The organism is Lysinibacillus sp. FSL K6-0057, from assembly GCF_038630885.1.
Taxonomy (GTDB): domain Bacteria; phylum Bacillota; class Bacilli; order Bacillales_A; family Planococcaceae; genus Lysinibacillus; species Lysinibacillus fusiformis_F.
Genome location: NZ_CP152047.1, coordinates 426,897 through 445,503, shown reverse-complemented (window position 1 = coordinate 445,503; position 18,607 = coordinate 426,897). Strand labels below are relative to the sequence as shown.

Annotated in this window: 15 protein-coding genes; 6 read left to right on the top strand and 9 right to left on the bottom strand. The window is 38.5% G+C overall.

What is annotated here, in order from left to right; translation table 11 throughout:
* Positions 1–41: 41 nt before the first annotated feature.
* Positions 42–935 (bottom strand): EamA family transporter, encoded by an 894-nt coding sequence (locus MHB40_RS02125; RefSeq protein ID WP_205446667.1) that lies wholly within the window; start codon positions 933–935, stop codon positions 42–44.
* 186 nt (positions 936–1,121) lie between these two features.
* On the opposite strand from MHB40_RS02125, the gene MHB40_RS02120 reads away from it, so the two are divergent.
* Entirely contained in the window at positions 1,122–3,149 is a 2,028-nt protein-coding gene (locus tag MHB40_RS02120) for an EAL domain-containing protein (RefSeq protein WP_205446666.1), read from the top strand.
* Positions 3,150–3,190: 41 nt separating this feature from the next.
* On the opposite strand, the gene MHB40_RS02115 is transcribed toward MHB40_RS02120, so the two are convergent.
* Both MHB40_RS02115 and MHB40_RS02110 read right to left on the bottom strand, forming a co-directional pair.
* On the bottom strand, positions 3,191–3,658 hold the full coding sequence (locus tag MHB40_RS02115; protein ID WP_175400783.1) for a threonine/serine exporter family protein: 468 nt from the start codon (positions 3,656–3,658) through the stop codon (positions 3,191–3,193).
* A gap of 21 nt (positions 3,659–3,679) precedes the next feature.
* Positions 3,680–4,432, bottom strand: a complete 753-nt coding sequence (locus tag MHB40_RS02110; RefSeq protein ID WP_342442341.1) for a threonine/serine exporter family protein — start codon at positions 4,430–4,432, stop codon at positions 3,680–3,682.
* A gap of 336 nt (positions 4,433–4,768) precedes the next feature.
* On the opposite strand from MHB40_RS02110, the gene MHB40_RS02105 reads away from it, so the two are divergent.
* Complete coding sequence (locus MHB40_RS02105; RefSeq protein ID WP_342442340.1) at positions 4,769–6,178, top strand: polysaccharide deacetylase family protein; 1,410 nt, start codon at positions 4,769–4,771, stop codon at positions 6,176–6,178.
* A gap of 387 nt (positions 6,179–6,565) precedes the next feature.
* A complete protein-coding gene (locus tag MHB40_RS02100) occupies positions 6,566–6,859 on the top strand; it encodes a hypothetical protein (RefSeq protein WP_342533798.1) in 294 nt (97 codons plus the stop codon).
* Here the strand turns inward: MHB40_RS02100 and MHB40_RS02095 are convergent.
* Positions 6,828–8,927: a beta-propeller domain-containing protein gene (locus MHB40_RS02095; protein ID WP_342533797.1), complete on the bottom strand. Its 2,100-nt coding sequence runs from the start codon at positions 8,925–8,927 to the stop codon at positions 6,828–6,830. The genes MHB40_RS02100 and MHB40_RS02095 overlap by 32 nt on opposite strands.
* A gap of 649 nt (positions 8,928–9,576) precedes the next feature.
* Between MHB40_RS02095 and MHB40_RS02090 the strand changes: the two genes are divergently transcribed.
* The gene (locus MHB40_RS02090) at positions 9,577–9,735 is read left to right on the top strand and encodes a hypothetical protein (RefSeq protein WP_243456384.1); all 159 of its coding nucleotides are present in this window, start codon (positions 9,577–9,579) and stop codon (positions 9,733–9,735) included.
* Positions 9,736–9,846: 111 nt separating this feature from the next.
* On the opposite strand, the gene MHB40_RS02085 is transcribed toward MHB40_RS02090, so the two are convergent.
* From MHB40_RS02085 to MHB40_RS02070, 4 genes are read right to left on the bottom strand one after another with little or no spacing between them, the layout of a single operon-like run.
* On the bottom strand, positions 9,847–11,040 hold the full coding sequence (locus tag MHB40_RS02085) for an acyl-CoA dehydrogenase family protein (RefSeq protein ID WP_205446662.1): 1,194 nt from the start codon (positions 11,038–11,040) through the stop codon (positions 9,847–9,849).
* 9 nt (positions 11,041–11,049) lie between these two features.
* Complete coding sequence (locus tag MHB40_RS02080) at positions 11,050–12,222, bottom strand: saccharopine dehydrogenase C-terminal domain-containing protein (protein ID WP_205446661.1); 1,173 nt, start codon at positions 12,220–12,222, stop codon at positions 11,050–11,052.
* A gap of 26 nt (positions 12,223–12,248) precedes the next feature.
* Positions 12,249–13,727: an aldehyde dehydrogenase family protein gene (locus MHB40_RS02075; protein WP_205446660.1), complete on the bottom strand. Its 1,479-nt coding sequence runs from the start codon at positions 13,725–13,727 to the stop codon at positions 12,249–12,251.
* A complete protein-coding gene (locus MHB40_RS02070) occupies positions 13,717–13,914 on the bottom strand; it encodes a hypothetical protein (protein ID WP_205446659.1) in 198 nt (65 codons plus the stop codon). The genes MHB40_RS02075 and MHB40_RS02070 overlap by 11 nt, the downstream gene beginning before the upstream one ends.
* A gap of 407 nt (positions 13,915–14,321) precedes the next feature.
* Here MHB40_RS02070 and MHB40_RS02065 point away from each other — a divergent pair, with 407 nt between their 5' ends.
* The gene (locus MHB40_RS02065) at positions 14,322–15,122 is read left to right on the top strand and encodes a TIGR00266 family protein (RefSeq protein WP_004229711.1); all 801 of its coding nucleotides are present in this window, start codon (positions 14,322–14,324) and stop codon (positions 15,120–15,122) included.
* A gap of 39 nt (positions 15,123–15,161) precedes the next feature.
* Here the strand turns inward: MHB40_RS02065 and MHB40_RS02060 are convergent, their stop codons facing one another.
* Positions 15,162–16,124 (bottom strand): D-glycerate dehydrogenase, encoded by a 963-nt coding sequence (locus MHB40_RS02060; RefSeq protein WP_342533796.1) that lies wholly within the window; start codon positions 16,122–16,124, stop codon positions 15,162–15,164.
* 469 nt (positions 16,125–16,593) lie between these two features.
* Here MHB40_RS02060 and MHB40_RS02055 point away from each other — a divergent pair, with 469 nt between their 5' ends.
* Positions 16,594–17,931, top strand: coding sequence for an IS4 family transposase (locus tag MHB40_RS02055; protein ID WP_342532925.1), 1,338 nt, complete (start codon positions 16,594–16,596; stop codon positions 17,929–17,931).
* The last annotated feature ends 676 nt before the right edge of the window (positions 17,932–18,607 follow it).

Genomic DNA, 18,607 nt, shown 5'->3' with positions numbered 1-18,607 from the left:
AAAATTTAAGGTAGTCAAAAACTCCTAACTCTATAGTATATTTATGATTTTTCTCCAGCTATTGAAAGCCATGTTACACAAACAAGCATAACGAATACACCTATTAATTGCCAGAAACCTAAGGAAGTACCGAAAACAATAACTGAAATAACCATTGCTGTTAATGGTTCAATACTGGAAAGAATGCTCGTTTCAACTGCCGAAATGTATTTCATACTACTTAAAAATAAGATAAAAGCAACTGTTCCAAAAAATATTAAAGCAACTAATAACATAAAAATTTTAAAGTCCATTAGTACGCCCCATTGATTGGACTGCCAAACACGGCTTACTACACCTAAAGTGAAGCCACCCACCAGCATCCCCCAGCCAACTACTAAAAGCACACTCCACTCCTTCATTAAGCGTGCAGGATACAAGGTATAAAATGCAAATGTTAAGCCTACTGCTATACCCCACAACAAGGCTTTTGGACTAATAAGCAAACTTTCAAATGATGCGTTCGTTAGTAATAGAAATAACCCTATAAGGGTACCAATAATACCTAACACTTGATATTTTGGTGGCCATTTCTTTAAACTAAGAGAGACATATGCAACAACAAATATTGGCGCTAAAAACTGTAGTAAGGTCGCCAGCACAGCATTACTTTCATTAATTGCAGCAACAAAGGCAAATTGTACACCTAGCATACCTGCAATACCAAAAACAATGAGCTGCCTTCCCCATAGCTTGTGCTGCCAAATACCAAAAATATTTTTTCCTGTTAACAATAAGTATGTAAGTAGTAATATACCTGCAACCGATAAACGGATCGTTAACATAAAGGATACGGTCAACGGTGTATGATTAAGTAACCACTCCATTAAAGGGCCAGTTGCTCCCCATAGCATAGCACCCGAGACAATAAATATTATTCCTTTTAAACGTTTCATACCAATCCTGCTTCCTATATACGTACTAAAAATTGTCACTTTTCTTCAAATCATTTCTTGTACTTCACGAGAAAAGTCCTACTATTTTTCATTATCAAATATTTACAAATATATTCATAATGACTAATTCCCGATTATTATCTATAATATTAGTATATATTGATTACCCAAGGAGATCGAATAATCATGAGTCATATGCATAAATCATTTACGATTGATGAACATTATTTAAATTCACTTCCTTTTCCTGCAATTATCATTAATCAAGATGGACAAGCGACAGTCTGGGGAAAGAGCGCTGAACATCTGATTGGATTATCAGCTAATGATATTAAAGGAAATACTACTCCATCTATACACGAAAATCTACTGCGTCAGCTTCCTGTCGAAACATTTCAATCTATTTTACAAAATGAGGACAGCACGTATCTAGAAAAAATTCAAGTTCTTACCACTTCAAATGCAGAAATAACGACAGCTCTGCTAACTAAACCTTTTACAGATGAAGGAGAGCGTTTTATTCTATTGATTTTTATGCTACCAGAATTAATGACGCAAGCTATCTCCCATTGCAGTACCTTTGTAAACCTTAAGCAAGGTTTAGATGCAACCTTTATGACTGTTACACTCGATCACGACGGATTTATCTTAGAATGTAATAATGAATTTCTAAAAACAAGCCAATGGACACCAAAGCGTGTTATCGGCAAAACTTTTTGGCAGCTATTCCCGGATAATGAAACGAGTGAAAAAATAACACATACGATCTGGCGTAATTTAAATAATGGTCATACGTGGCAAGGAGAAGTTGAAAAAGTCACAAAAACAGGGCAATCCTATTGGGTACTACTAACGGCTATCCCTCTTGTCAACCTTGAAACAAACGAACAACAATTTATCTTAATTGAAAAAGATGTGACGAAGTCAAAAACGATTCAACATCAACTTGAAAAAATTGCTTACATCGATACAGAAACGGGTCTGATGAATGCACATCGACTTGAAAAAGTAATTGCCAATATGATTGACGATGAAAGACATTTTTCATTTGTTTATCTAAGTATTGATAAATTTTATACGCTTAAAGAATTGCATGACCAACAAATCGATCAAAGCCTTATTGTTGAATTTACAAATCGTATAAAAATGTATTTCCAAGATAGCACGATGGCCCGTATCAATGAAAATGATTTTGTTGTCATCACGCCTTTAAGTGAATGGTTTATTCAAGGCTTTTTATCTTACTTACAACAACATCCGATTTATAGCGGCAATATTGCTGTACCAATTTCTATTAGCGGAGGCATAACTAGATATCCTGAGGATCAATCAACATTCTCTCAGCTTATGAAGGCATCCATTGCTACTATTTCAACGGTACGTGAAGCTGGTGGAGACAAAATTGTTTCTTTATCAACAGCAACACATAAAGCTTTAAATCGTAAAGCATTAATTGAAAAGCGCTTACTTCAAGCCCTTGATCAAAAGAACTTAAAGGTACTCTATCAGCCACAAATCGATGTGTATTCTGGAAAAGTTACTGCTGTTGAAGCACTCGTACGTTGGGAAGATGAGGAAATAGGCGTCGTTAAGCCTGATGAGTTAATTCCTATCGCAGAAGAAACAGGTCTGATTAACAATATTGGGTCCTTCATGCTGGAAAAGGCTTGTGAACAAGCTTTACTTTGGAAAAAGGCTGGCTATGATTTAAAAGTATCTATTAACTCTTCTGTACGTGAATTCCGTGATAAAAATATGGCAAAATCTATACTTGAAATGATCACAAAAACAGGTTGTCCAGCGAATCTATTACAAATTGAGATTACTGAAAAATTTGCTTTAGAAGCTGAAGCCGCAACATCTATCGCACAGCAAATGCGTAAGCTTGAAAACGAAGGCATCTCCTTTGTATTAGATGATTTCGGGACGGGCTATGGTTCATTTAGATATATGCAAATATTACCAATTGATACGCTAAAAATCGATCAAACTTTTACAAATTCACTATTGAAATCTGAAAAGAGCCAAAAGCTTATGCATGGTATGGTACAACTAGGTAAATCCATGGAATTGAAAGTTGTAGCTGAAGGTGTTGAAACAGCTGAACAAGCAGATCTATTAATCACTTATGGTTGTGATGCCATTCAGGGCTATTATATTAGCAAACCTGTTACACCCGAAGAGATTGAACTATTACTGACTAAAAAGCAATAAATGAATAAGGAGGCTGCGTGTATTGTGCACGCAGCCTCCTTCTATTTTTTATAAACCTTTTGCAATTTTACTTTACTTGAACGAACGGAGCGGAATATGAGTTGAATAATTACTTCTGCAAAAACAAGACCAATAACAATGGCACCTGTAATTAAAAATGCCTTTAAGCCATATTGCAAGCCTTGTAAGTAATCATCTTCTACTACATTTCTCATCGCATTATAGGCCATGCCCCCTGGCACTAACGGTATAATTCCACCAACAATAAAAATAATCATCGGTATTTTAAAACGTCGGGCATACAAATGAGCAACAATCGCTATGACAAATGAGCCAAAGAAAGAGGCTTTGACAACATCCATCCCTTGCTCTGTTAGAACATAGTAAATAATCCAGCCAATTACCCCAACAAGACCGCAATGAAGTAATGTTTTTCTAGGAACATTAAAAATAATGGCAATCCCAGCCGTCGCAAAAAAACTAACAATTAATTGTATAATAATGTCCATCATCTGCATATTGTCCGCCTCCTAAAATCCTAGTGTGACGGCAATTGCTGCACCAATAGCAAAGGCTGTTAAAAAGGCCTCTGCTCCCTTTGCCATCCCTGACATAAAATGACCTGCCATTAAATCACGAACAGCATTTGTAATCAAAATACCTGGTACGAGTGGCATGACGGAACTAATAATAATTTTATCAAGTTCAGTACCATAACCATACTTTACTGCCAAGAAGGCCACAAAGCCGAGGCCGAGTGATGCTGTAAATTCAGAAAAGAACTTTACCTTTGTTAAATGATTGATTATTACAAGTACTAGGAAACCTAGTCCACCTGCTAAACAAGCTATAGGAAAATCAGACCAACCACCTTTAAACATAATTAGGAAACAACCACTAGCAAGTGCAGCTGCCAAAACTTGTAAATAAGTTGGTAAAAAATAATTTGTTTTTTGTATCGACTTTAGCTCGTCATAAGCTTCTTCTAATGTTATGATTTGAGATGTGAGTCTACGAGATACTGAATTTACCAAGGCTATTTTTTGCAAATCTGTAACCCTACTGGAAATTGATGTAATTCTTGTTGGCTGTGTCTTGCCTAACGAAAAAATGATGCCAGTTGGTGTGGCATAACATTGAGCATTTGGCATATTTTGAGAATGTGCCATACGCAGCATCGTATCCTCTACGCGATATGTTTCTGCACCACTTTCAATCATAATGCGCCCTGCAAGCAACAAACAGTCAATCGTAAGTTCATTATCCGCATCTTGTAAGACCATTGCAGCTATCTGCCTCCTTCAAAAGGTTCCTTGCCAATATTAACGAACTGCTAATAAAAACTCAACTGAAAATTTTTTCATAAGCAATTAGTTATCTTTCAATTTATTTTCACAGTCTCACTAATATTGCGCATGATTTTTTCTATTTTAGTAGGTATTTTACAACCTCTTAAAAAGAAGTACAACTACAATTAATTCACTAACTATAGAAGGAAAAGTGATCTTTATAAATTCCCACAAAATAACATAAAAAGATTATAGATTTGTATAACTTTTTTAATGGCTGACACGTCTGATTGTATAGAAAATAAAAAAGAGGGGAGCGTATCCAACACCATGCAGGAACGCAGAAAAAGACGCGGTCCAATAATTGATTTCTTATTACTTAGCCTTATTGTGACCTTAACAACTATTATACTTTTTATTATCCTTTCAAAGGATGAATTTAAGTTTCAAAAGATTAGTGCTTCAAAAGAATCCGAGACGGAATCGGTGAATAGTCATTTATCGACCGAAAGTTCTGCGTTTCCCGGCATACGTATTGTGACAGACGTTTCAAATGACAAACGAACACCATTTGCTATTCATTACCCACAAACAGATAACGAAGTTTTTAATGATGCCGTATTACAATACATATCGGATTCAAAAGAAAACTATCTAACATCGATGAAAAAAATTAAAGATAAAGAAGCTATGGGTGAATTAAATATTAGTCTTGAAACGTTTCCATACCGAGAGCATTACTATTCCTTTGTGCTAACAAAGATGCTATATCTAGGTGGAGCCAATCACGAAGTCTCAACAAAAACATTCTTTATTAACAACGAAACTGGCGAACAAATTACGATCCAAACACTCTTACAAAATGATGAGAATAACTTATCTACGTTGGCGGTAAACGTCCGAAAAGATTTGCAAAAAAACCTCCAATTAAAGGATGAACTTTTCAATGATGAACTATTAAAAGCTACGGAACCAAAATGGTCTAACTTCAATCGCTTTGCTATTGTTGACGATTCATTACAATTCTATTTCGATGAATATGAGATTGCTAGTGGAGCAGCAGGTACCCCAATAGTGAAACTACCCCTTTCGCTTATTAACCCATTGTTAGCCTCCGAGTTTCAAATTGCAATGGAAAATGTAAAACCAATTAATCCACCGCCAACTGGTGATCCAAATAAAAAACGTATTGCCTTAACGTTTGATGATGGTCCACATCCAAAAGTGACGGAGCAAATTTTAAATATTCTCGATAAGTATCACGCAAAAGCTACCTTCTTCATGCTTGGTAGTCGTGTACAATATTATCCCGACATCGTAAAAGATGTTCTTGCGCGCGGTCATGAAATTGGAAACCATTCATGGAACCACCCTGTATTAACAAAGCTTACGCAAGAACAAGTAATGAAAGAGTATAACACTACTGCTACTGAAATAGAGAAAGCAATCAATCAAGGTGCGACTGTTTTTAGACCACCCTATGGTGCAACTAATGATACAATTAACGCGGAGATTCCTGTCCCTGTCGTGCTCTGGACGATTGACACATTAGATTGGAAACATCGCAATGCACAGCAACTATTGCCACATGTAAAAAATAATTTACACAATAATGCTATTGTCTTAATGCATGATATTCATCAATCCACTGCAGACGGACTTGACGCTGTTCTTGCCTATTTACAAGAGCAAGGCTATGAATTTGTAACTGTTTCAGAGATACTGCCATATCGCCAATAGTATTGACAAAGAAAAAGTCCAATGAATTTCGATATTCATTGGACTTTTCTTTGTATTGAAAAACAAAACAATCAATAGAATTTTGGTAAAAGGTGAAAATGGATTTCCGTTGCAGGCTACTTGCTTTCCTGTGGGCGAGCGCCGAGCCGCTTCCTCCGCTACCGCTCCGTTTAGTGACTCGCCTGTCTCGCGATCCCACGGGAGTCAAGTAGCCTTCCACTCCAATCCACAAAAGTGTTACCTTTTTAGCAAAGGTTTTCAAATAAAGTGAAGGTGTTCATTACTCTTTATGAAGAGGTGTTGTCACGCATCACTTCTCCACATTGAAAATAAGAGCCCATCCCCTCTAAGAATACAGTTAATGGGCGATTTGATCGCTATGCTACTATGAAAAAAGTAAAGACACTTTGCAGAATGGTTGATTGGAGTGGAGCCAGCGTCACTCCTAGGGGATTTAGCGTCACAGAGGAGACCCTGGAGCGAACGGAAGTGAGTGAAGCGGCTCATCGGACGCCCCCTGGAAAGGACGCTGGTGGAACGGAAATCAACCCCTCTTACCTTGTCAAAAAGTCTTTTTCTACAAGTGACAATATCTTTTTCAACAACATGAAAAGCCCAATGAATTTTGTTATTCATTGGACCTTTCTTATTATTTTATTGTTAATGTATCTAATGGCTTGAAGTCATTTAGCTGATAGCTCTTTACCTCGTTACGTGCAATTGTATAAAGAGTGTCATCTATATAGACAACTCGTTGTACAACCTGCTCCCAATTTTCATATGACTCATCATTATTACGATTGATTATATTTCCTTTCAATACAATCCCTTTCTCAGCAGTAATCTCATAAATTTGAGCACCCTGACCTTGATATACAACTTCATCTCCCTTACCTGCCTCATACAGTACTACTGGGAAGCCAAAATAGTTGAATTCTTTATTGCGGAATAGCGCTTTAGGATTGTATTGCACTTCAGAGGAAGAGCCTTTTCCACCAATTTTTACGGTCGATTGCTCTTTCGGGTTTCGGAAGTCCGATACATCGAATAGGGACATCTTCATATTGGTTGTCACGGTAAAATTACGTTTTGTATAAGAATCGTAGCGCTGCTCTGTATCATAACCAATACCAATTAAATGCGTTTCATCTAATGGATGTAGGTAATTACTGAAGCCAGGAATCTTCAATTCTCCTAGTACAGTAGGCTTTTTCGGATTCGCTACATCAATAACAAACAGTGGATCTACTTGTTTAAATGTCACCACATATGCTTTTTCCCCCATAAAGCGAGCTGAATATATTTTTTCTCCAGGGGCCATATCTTTCACTGAACCGAGCGTTTTTAAATGTTCATCCAAAATAAAGAGATGGTTATAGGAAGTACTTTTCTCATCCCACGTATTACCTTCTGTTGTAAAGATTCGGAAGTTCCCCTTATATTCATCCATTGAATACTGATTTAAAACAGTTCCCTTTACTTCAGTACTTCCAGCAAAGTTCAAAGTCGTTCCATCGACATTCCATTTAAAAATTTGGGTGTCAGCTGATCTCGGTAACCAAATCATATCCATAACACGCTTTTCTGATGAAACATCATTACTGCTTTCATACATTGGTGTCGTTAAATACAGGGCGTTTTCTGACATATAAAGACCACTACTTCCACCTAAGTACCCTTTCGTATTGGCCGTTGTCTTAGCCCCATTTTTTAAATCGACAGCTGTAATTAAACTATAGGTACCATCCATCGTATTTGGTAATATTGAGATTTTTTCTAAAGGCAGATTTTTGTACTCTGTTCCTGCCATACTATCAAATGTTTTAGGCTTTAAATCGGTTTTATTGTCTTCTTGTAGCATCCAATAATTCGGATACATATTACCGATTAAATATAATGTGTCCTTCGTTATTCGAATATCCTGTAAGAAGCCTTCTTGCCCCACATCACGTACATGCTTTGGATTGCTTGGATTTGAAATATCATAAAATGATGCTGTTACCATGGCTGTTCGTGCTTTTTCAATATATTGATCCCCGATGACAATTAATAGATTGTCATATAGCGCAAGCTTAGAAATGTATTGGGATTCTTTTAATTTAATACTTGTAGCCATCTTTAAATTCTTAGGATCTTTAGCATTCACAACTGTAATGCTCTGATCTTTTGCAGTGTAAATAAAGCCATCTTTTACAACAACTATGTCTCCCTCTTCTACCCCCTCTACTTGATTATTGGTTGTAGACTCATTATTAGCAGTTGCTTTATCTTCACTTGCTGAACTTTGGGCACTCTCGTCTTCTCTAATTTCTACTCTTTGAGTTGTTAACAACTTTTTAAAATACTGCTGTAACTCTTTCTCCGATTTGACGGCTGTTAATGTCTCGATAATTGTAAATGGAATTGTCTGTGAAGCTACATTCAGTCCGCCTTGTGCAAAGGCCTCCTTTTTCACATGCAATTGATAACTACCTGGTGCTAAATTTTTCACCACTACCGTTTTCTGATCTTCCAACAATTCAATTGTTGCAGTTACTTTGCGTCCTTTTTCCGTAGTGATAAAGACATATTCTTCAGTAATTTTGTTTTTCTTTAAAGCAACTGAAAAAGATGCTTGCCAGTTTTGTGTTGCCATACTTGCGCTAGCGGCCTTTGCCGTCACATCTGTATTCACTATCCATGTGAAAATGCCAGGCACGATAGCCAGAACGATAATCAGCATAATTGCGAACCATTTACTTTTCATCATTTTTCCTCCCTTTCATATACTTGTTTATCAATTAGACTAGTAAAAATGCGGAAAGTTACATTTTTCTGAAATTTTCTAAGTATGCTGTGATTACATAAAAAAGAGGCTGGGACAAAAAGAAAAAATGTTAGACCAAGATATAATTGGTCTAACATTTTTTTGATTTAGGAAGGCATATTTAACTTCTTAAAGTGAAAAAGCTAATATCCATTTTTATTGTTTTTCAATATAATCGAGTTCTGTCCCAGCCTCTTCTTAGTGTTGAAAAACAAAACAGTCAATTGAAAGGTAGAAATGGATTTCCGTTGCAGGCTACTTGCTTTCCTGTGGGCGAGCGCCGAACCGCTTCCTCCGCTACCGCTCCGTGCAGGGTTTCGCCTGTCTCGCTATCCCACGGGAGTCAAGTAGCCTTCCACTTCAACCCACTAACTTTTTAGCAAAGGTTTTCAAATAAAGTGAAGGTGTTCACTACTCTTTATGAAGAGGTGTTGTCACGCATCACTTCCCCAATAAGAGTTTATCCCCTCTAAGAATACAGATAATGGGCGATTTAATCACTATGCTACTATGAAAAAAAGTAAAGACACTTTGCAGAATGGTTGATTGGAGTGGAGCCAGCGTCACAGAGGAGACCCTGGAGCGAACGTAAGTGAGTGAAGCGGCTCATCGGACGCCCCCTGGAAAGGACGCTGACGGAACGGAAATCAACCCCTCGCCTTGCAAAGTTGCTTTTTCTGCCGTTGACATCATCTTTTTTCAACAACATGAAGAGGCTGGGACAGAACTCGATTATATTGAAAAACAATAAAAATGGATATTAGCTTTTTCACTTTAAGAAGTTAAATATGCCTTCCTAAATCAAAAAAATGTTAGACCAATTATATCTTGGTCTAACATTTTTTCTTTTTGTCCCAGCCTCTTATTCTTCAAATGGCCATTTAGGCAACATATTTTTTAATGGCTTATCTTGTCGTCTTCCTAACACATAATCAGCCTGCATAATAGTATGAATTTCGCGAGTTCCTTCATAAATTACAGGTGCTTTGGAGTTTCTTAAATAACGAGCAACTGGGTACTCGTCTGAATAGCCATATGCTCCATGAATTTGTACCGCATCATCAGCAGCCTTATTGGCAAAATCACAAGACTGCCATTTTGCCAATGATGTCTCTCGAGTATTTCGAACACCTTTGTTTTTCAATTCACCAACACGATAGACAAGGAGACGACTCATTTGATAGCCCGCTTCCATGTTAGCAATCATTCGTCCAACAAGCTGGTGCTCACCAATAGGTTTACCAAATGTCTCTCGCTCATGACAGTATTTCACACTAGCCTCTATGCAAGCTTGGATCAAACCAACAGCACCTGCCGCTACTGTAAATCGACCATTATCTAGCGCAGACATGGCAATTTTGAAGCCCTCGCCCTCTTCGCCAAGTCGGTTTTCAACTGGCACGCGTAAGTCTTCAAAAAAGAGCTCACCTGTATTACCAGCACGAATCCCATATTTGCCTTTAATCGCTTTAGATGTAAAGCCAGCCATGGAACGTTCTACAATAAACGCACTAATCCCATGATGTTTCTTCGATTTGTCTGTATAGGCAAAAACGATAAAGTGATCTGCAATATCACATAAGGAGATCCACGTTTTTTGTCCATTGAGGATATAATGGTTTCCATCATGGACAGCAGTTGTTGACATGGCAGCTACATCAGACCCAGCACCTGGTTCTGTGAGACCAAATGCTCCTATCCGAACACCTTTAGCTTGCGGAACAAGGTATCGCTGCTTTTGCTCTTCCGTCCCCCACTGCATTAAGGTCATGCTATTTAAGCCCGTATGGACAGATACAGCTGTGCGAAATGCTGTATCTCCTCGTTCAAGCTCCTCACATACGATAGCAAGTGCATTATAATCCATCCCACTACCACCGTATTGTTCGGGAACACAAACCCCCATTAAGCCAAGCTCAGCAAGCCTCGACCAAATTTTAGCATCAAAGCCACCTTCAGCATCCCACTTTGCAATGTAGGGAATGATTTCTTCATCAACAAACTGTCTTACTGTTTTTCGTAGTATTTCCTGCTCAGTGGACATTTCAAAGTTCATGGTCAGCACCTACCATTTCACAATCATAGTAGACTTATGTGATGTCTCTTTAATCACCACGCCACGTTTAGCCATCTCTTCAATATACGTATCACCTGGCACGATTGCTTCAGGCGGGAATACACCAGGCTCTGTAATAGCACCCGCACCAATCATCTGAGCTACAACTGAAATCGTATTTGCGGTAGCACGTGCCATAGCTGTTTCATTAATTGTCATATCCTTACGTACAACCATTTCATATTCATATGTCACCTGCTGCTGGGCTTTTTCACCAGCTACAATCACACGTAACAATACAGCATCAGGTTTTGTACCCAATTCAAGTTTCTTTTTGAGTGCCTCTCGTACGACTGCACGAACAGGAACTTCTTGGTTATCCACTTCGACCTTATTTGCAGAATCAAGGAAGCCTAAGTCTGCTAAAAGTTTAAATTTCTCTGCATGGCCTTTATAGCGGATTGTTTTATATTCTAATGTGCGGACATTCGGGAATGTCTTATACAATGTGGAGATTCCACCAGATGTATAAAATGCCTCAAGCACACCGAAATCATCAAAATAAATAGGTTCAACGCCTGATAGGGATGGAACTTCTTCAAGCTTGCCCTTCTGAATCGTTTTTGAAGGCTCAGTATAATGATCGAATACGCCATCTAGAGAAAATACACGTGTATAATGAAGTGGAGGTTTTGGCTCAGTTGGAATACCACCAACAAATAGTTTAATAGATTCTACTTCGTCTAATTTTGAGGCACCATAGCCCGCTAGAATATTGACCATACCAGGAGCAACGCCTAAGTCAGGGATAATTGTAACGCCCTTTACTTTTGCCTCCTCATGAAGATCTAGTATCTTCTCTGTAACACCACCGATATGGCCTCCTAAATCTACGGAATGTACGCCTGCCTCAATCGCTGCTCTCGCTACTCGCTCATTGAACGAATAAAATAGCGCATTAACGACAACATCACCTTTTGAAATAACATCCATTAACGAGTCGTCTCGTTCTGCATGAAGCTCTACAACCTCAACCTTATTTGAGCCCAGCGAGTCGACAAACTCTTGTGCTACTTTTACATCGATATCTCCTAAAAACACACGCCCAACTTTATCGTTTTTTATTAAATCACGAGCTACCTCTTTCCCCATTAAACCTGCACCTAATACAACAACTTTCATCAAGAACATCCCCTTTCGTTGATCTGTTACTCTGTATCGATTTGTGCTCTTTGTAATTTACCGCTGTAGTCTACATAAATACTTTTCCACTCTGTATATACATCCAGGGCAGCTACACCTGAATCGCGGTGTCCATTTCCAGTCCCTTTTGTACCTCCAAATGGCAAATGGATTTCAGCACCTGTTGTGCCGGCATTTACATAAACAATACCTGTGTCTAAATCACGCTGTGCGCGGAAAATTGTATTGACATCTTGTGAGAATATTGAGCTAGACAAGCCAAATTTCACACCATTATTTACTTCAATTGCTTCTTCCAAACTTGCTACTTCAATTAGAGAAACGACTGGACCAAAGATTTCCTCTTGGGCAATAATCATGTCAGGCTTCACATTCGTAAACAATGTTGGCTCATAATAGAACCCTTTATCATAAGGTGGTTCATTTAATATCCTGCCGCCTGCTAATAATGTGGCACCTTCCTGTTTACCTATTTGCACATAGTGATTAATTTTTTCCAATGCTGCTTTATTAATCACTGGCCCAATTTTAACTTCCTCGTCTAGACCATCCCCAATTGTGAGTTTTTGCATTTCATCTAAGAGACGTTTTTCTAATTGTTCTCTTACATCTTTATGCACAATGACTCGGCTACATGCTGTACACCTTTGCCCAGCAGTACCAAATGCGCTCCATAAAATCCCTTCTGTAGCTAGCTGTAAATCAGCATCATTCATGACAATAACAGCATTTTTTCCACCCATCTCTAATGAAACCTTTTTCAAATGCTTCCCGCCAAGCTCAGCTACTTTACTGCCCGTTGTCGTAGATCCTGTAAACGAAATAACCTTGACGTCAGGATGTTCAATTAATGCTGTCCCTACTGTAGGTCCTGTACCAAATACGATATTGGCTACACCATCTGGTAAGCCTACTTCCTCAAAAATTTTACCCATTTCATAGGCCATCATCGGTGTCTCATTAGACGGTTTCCAAATGAATGTATTCCCTGCAACAATAGCAGGAAATGACTTCCAAGTGGCAATAGCAACAGGGAAATTCCAAGGTGTAATGAGCGCTACAACGCCTATAGGTGCCCTTACACTCATAGCAAATTTATTGGCAAGCTCAGATGGTGTTGTTTCACCAAACAATCTGCGTCCTTCACCAGCCATATAGTATGCCATATCGATTCCTTCTTGTACTTCTCCTCTAGCTTCTTCAATGACCTTGCCCATCTCTTTTGTTAAAACGGTCGCCAAATGTTCTTTTTTCTCTTTCATTTTTTGACCGATGGCATATAAATAATCTGCACGTTTTGGAGCTGGTATAAGTGCCCAGCTTTTTTGTGCTTGTTTGGCAGCAGCTACAGCCTCGCCTACCTCATTTGAAGTAGAGCGCGGTATGGTAGCAAGCTGCTCACCGTTTGCAGGGTTCGTCACTGCTATACTTTGTAAATGTGAATGTGTGATCCATTTACCACCGATATAGTTTTTAATCTCCACTACATACACCCCCTGAAATACTCTTTGATGCCTCAGCTGTTGTACCAGTCGTATTCCATAGGTATAAGTCTATGAATTTAACCAGAATCCATTTCGCCTTGGAATAATTGCGTCCGAGCAGTGTAATGTGCTTGCACGTTTCACTATCCGTGACATCTACCATTGGCTTTATCTCCATACAATCCATATTTGATCCTCCACCAAAAGAATAGAATATCTTATTCATTTTGAAGGTAGGAATCTTTTACTTAACGAAGATAAAATATGTCAAAATTCCGAATTTTCAATATACATCACACCATGTAATACTAGCATTTCAATAATAATCGGTGACAACTGCCAGAGGCTTTATTTCCACTTAACTTCATTACCTCAATATAGAGGATGACCTCTAAATTTAGAAGCCTCTTAAGGTTATGTATATTCACAATACCCTTCGTTAAATGAAAATAAATAATACACATTCTAGTTTTTTATATTCGACATTTTCTAACTAATTCCCTTTTTTTCTAAAATATTTAATTTTCTATTGAAACCAATGTAGCTTATAATCGTATACAGTATCATTAAATTTATTTTTGGAGGAATCCCTTTATGAATAATCATGAAATTGACTACAAGTTATTTGGTGACGACATGCAATATGTGCAAGTTGAGCTTGACCCTCAGGAAACAGTTGTTGCAGAAGCAGGAGCGTTAATGATGATGGATGATTCGATCCATATGGAAACTATTTTTGGTGACGGCTCACGAGGTGGCTCACAAAGTGGTCTAATGGGAAAATTATTAGGTGCTGGAAAACGACTAATAACAGGTGAAAGCTTATTCATGACAACATTCACAAATGTTGGCTCAGGTAAAAAACATGTTTATTTCGCTTCACCATACCCAGGTAAGATTATTCCAATGGATTTAAGCCAATTAAACGGTAAAATTATTTGTCAGAAAGATGCATTCTTAGCAGCAGCTAAAGGTGTGTCTGTTGGCGTTGAATTTCAGAAAAAAATCGGTGTAGGCTTCTTCGGTGGTGAAGGTTTCATTATGCAAAAGCTTGAAGGTGACGGCATGGCCTTTGTACATGCAGGTGGAGCCATTCACGAAAAAACATTACAACCAGGTGAAGTTTTACGTGTAGATACAGGATGTCTTGTAGCAATGACATCCAATGTGGATTACGATATTGAAATGGTTGGAGGCGTAAAAACTGCACTGTTTGGTGGCGAAGGAATCTTCTTTGCTACATTACGTGGTCCTGGCACAGTGTGGGTACAATCATTACCATTTAGCCGTTTAGCCAGCCGTGTCTTTGCAGCAGCACCTATTTCGCAAGGCGGAGGCGGTCAGTCTAAAGGTGAAGGCGGTATCGGCGGCTTATTCGATTTATTCAATAGATAAAAAAAATGGAGCATATCTTTCGCCGATATGCTCCTTCTTTTAATCAATTCGATTGGATATTGCCTTACCTTGTCCATATGCTGTCAATGCTTTTACATTTAACATCAGCATGGCCGTTCTCGTTTCTAATGATGCACTACCGATATGTGGCAGAGCTACTACATTCGAAAGTGTTAATAAAGGATGGTTCATCGCAATCGGCTCTTGTTCAAATACATCTAATCCTGCAGCCCAAAGCTTCCCATTTTTCAGGACGTCATACAGGGCATCCTCATCAATAATTCCACCACGTGAGGCATTAATTAATACCGCATCCTCCTTCATCAAAGCAAGCTCCTGTGCTCCAATGAGTCCTTCCGTATCACTATTATAAGGCGTCATAATCACAACAAAATCAGATTGCTTTAAAATATCCTCCAGCGAAACATACTGGAAGCCATACATTTCTTCCGCTTCATGACGACGTCTGCGATTATTATACAAGATTTTCATATCAAAACCTTTTGCTCTTCTAGCAACGGCTTGGCCAATTCTTCCCATGCCAATAATGCCGATTGTGGCTCCTGATACATCCTTGCCAACCAGTTGCATTGGATACCAGCTTTTCCATTTGCCCTCACGTAAATATCTTTCGCTTTCTGGAATTCTACGGGCAGTTGCAAGCAGTAAGCCAAATACTAAATCCGCAGTCGTATTAGTTAATACCCCAGGCGTATTCGTCGCCATAATGCCTCGTTTCTTTAAAGCCTTCACATCGATATTATTATATCCAACTGCTAAGTTCGTCACTAATTTTAAGTTGGATGCATGTGAAAGTAATTCTTCATCTACTTGATCTGCAATCGTTACCCACAGCACCTCACAGTCAGCGACAGCTGCTAGCAATTTTTCACGTGGGATCACTATCTCTTCCTCATCCCATTGTGAGATTTCGTAAAACTCCTGTAATAGTTCAACAATATGTGTAGGAAACTTACGTGTTATAAATAATTTCTTTTTCATGCTCCAAACACCCCTCTAATCAATTCCCTAATTCGCCTATAGCGTAACACTTAAAACAAGCATTTTCTAGGGTTTTGTAGTCTTCATCTATCTATAAGAGATTGTTATTAGCTAATTCATCAGCCTATTAGTTGATTTATCCATAAAATAAGACCTTTTATCCTAATTCACAGTACTAAAAAACTATGCATAGATTGTATGCATAGCTTCATATTGTTGAAAAACAAAACCATCAATAGAATTTTTGTGAAAGGTGAAAATGGTTTCCGTTGCAGGCTACTTGCTTTCCTGTGGGCGAGCGCCGAATCGCTTCCTCCGCTACCGCTCCGTGCAGGGCTTCGCCTGTCTCGCTATCCCACGGGAGTCAAGTAGCCCATAGCCGTGTCCTTAGTGATTTCCTTTATTCGTGGGTTCATATTTCTCTTATCAAGGTATAGATAAGTACACTTGATAAAGGAGGTCCAGCAAAATGAAACCAGAAAATATTCAATTACTTGCGCCACTTTTTCAGATACTTGGGAAAAATGAAGTAAAAGAGGTGGGTAGATTATCGGGTTTTATTCAACGCGAGCGTTCGTTTAGTGCGGCACAATTTTTACACTTTCTGTTTTTGAAAAAGAGTGAGATTATCAGTGATTCGCTTGAAACGCTTTGTACGGACTTGGCGGAGCAGGATATATTTATGACGAAATCGGCTCTTAATAAACGCTTTGATGAACGGGCTGTTACTTTTTTGGAAACCATTTTTGGACGATTATTCAAAACGCAGCTTCAACTCGCCTTCCCCAAGCTAACGGGATACACATTTACTCGAATACGTATTTTAGATAGCACAACGATCAAATTGCCAGATGCCTATCAGGGAAATTTTCAGGGTGTCCATTGTTCGTCTGTTAAAGTGCAAGTGGAGTTTGATTATTTAACCCAACAGCTACTTTATTTTGATTTAATGAACGGACGTGATGCCGATAATCCAGCAGGAATGACGCGATTACCTTTGATTCAGGAGAGAGAACTGGTTCTACAGGATTTAGGCTATTTTCAATTCGATTTTTTTAAAAAGGTGCACGCAAAAGGTGCTTTCTATATCACAAAAACGAAAAAAGATACGCAATTGTTTGTCGAAGTAAGTCATCCACCTCGTCATCCAAATGGGAAATTGATTGAAAGTCGCCGTTACAAACAAATTCATTTAGAAGAAATCGCATTAGATATGGTACGTGGCGAATACAAAGAGTGGTCCCAATTATTTGTAGGACGACACGAAAAAATGCCTGCACGTTGTATTCTCTATCGCCTCTCAGAGGAACAGGAAAAAGAGCTACACAAGCGGGAAAAAAGAAGACGTCAAAAGAAACAAGGGCAAGTCCATAAAAATGAAGTAGAACAAATACCTGGAGTGGTCATCTATTTAACAAATGTACCAGAGGATATGCCAGCAAGTGAAATTCATGAACTTTACCGATTACGCTGGCAAATCGAGCTCTTATTTAAAACATGGAAATCAGATTTAGAAGTCGATAAGGTGAAGAAGGTGAAGATTGAACGATGGTTATGTCATTTCTATCTTCAAAGTATTGTGCTTTTATTGACTGAAATGATCATGGGAATGATGAGAAATGATCTGTGGGTGACAAGAAAACGGAGGATTAGTGAAAGAAAGACGGTCCGGTTGATTGCGAAACAAATAAATCGACTTTTAAAAAGTATGTGGCATTCGAAAAAACAGCTATATGTCTATTTCGATACGCTCACCCGAAACGTTTCGTCATTTTGCCTAAAGTGTAAAAAACGCAAAACTTCTTAAAAGTCGATGTAAACCCAATATTTGGATGGATAATTTGTATAGTTTATTTAGTGAGGCCATTTTTCCCTCACTCCTTGTGTAATACCCATTTTAAACAGAAGATAAACACACGAAAATCTGGCATAGGATGTCTGATGTTTTCTTAAGGACACGGCTATGGTCAAGTAGCCTTCCACTTCAACCTACAAAAGTGTTACCTTTTTAGCAAAGGTTTTCAAATAAAGTAAAGGTGTTCACTACTCTTTATGGAGGGGTGTTGTCACGCATCACTTCTTCACATTAAAAATAAGTGCCTCTCCTCTCTCTAATAAGACAAATAGTGGGCTATTTTGTTCACTACTACTAGTATGAAAGACATTTTCAGAATGGTTGATTGGAGTGGAGCCAGCGTCACTCCTAGGGGATTTAGCGTCACAGAGGAGACCCTGGAGCGAACGTTAGTGAGTGAAGCGGCTCATCGGACGCCCCCTGGAAAGGACGCTGGCGGAACGGAAATCAACCTCTCACCTTGCAAAGTTGCTTTTTCTGCCGTTAACATCTTCTTTTTTCAACAACATGAAACTATGCATAGATTTTATGCATAGCTTTGTTTCTTTTAAAACTCTCTGATTGTTGTATTTAAGCGATTAGCCACCCTCTCTAATTCTTCAGATGATTCACCAATTGACTCAATAAT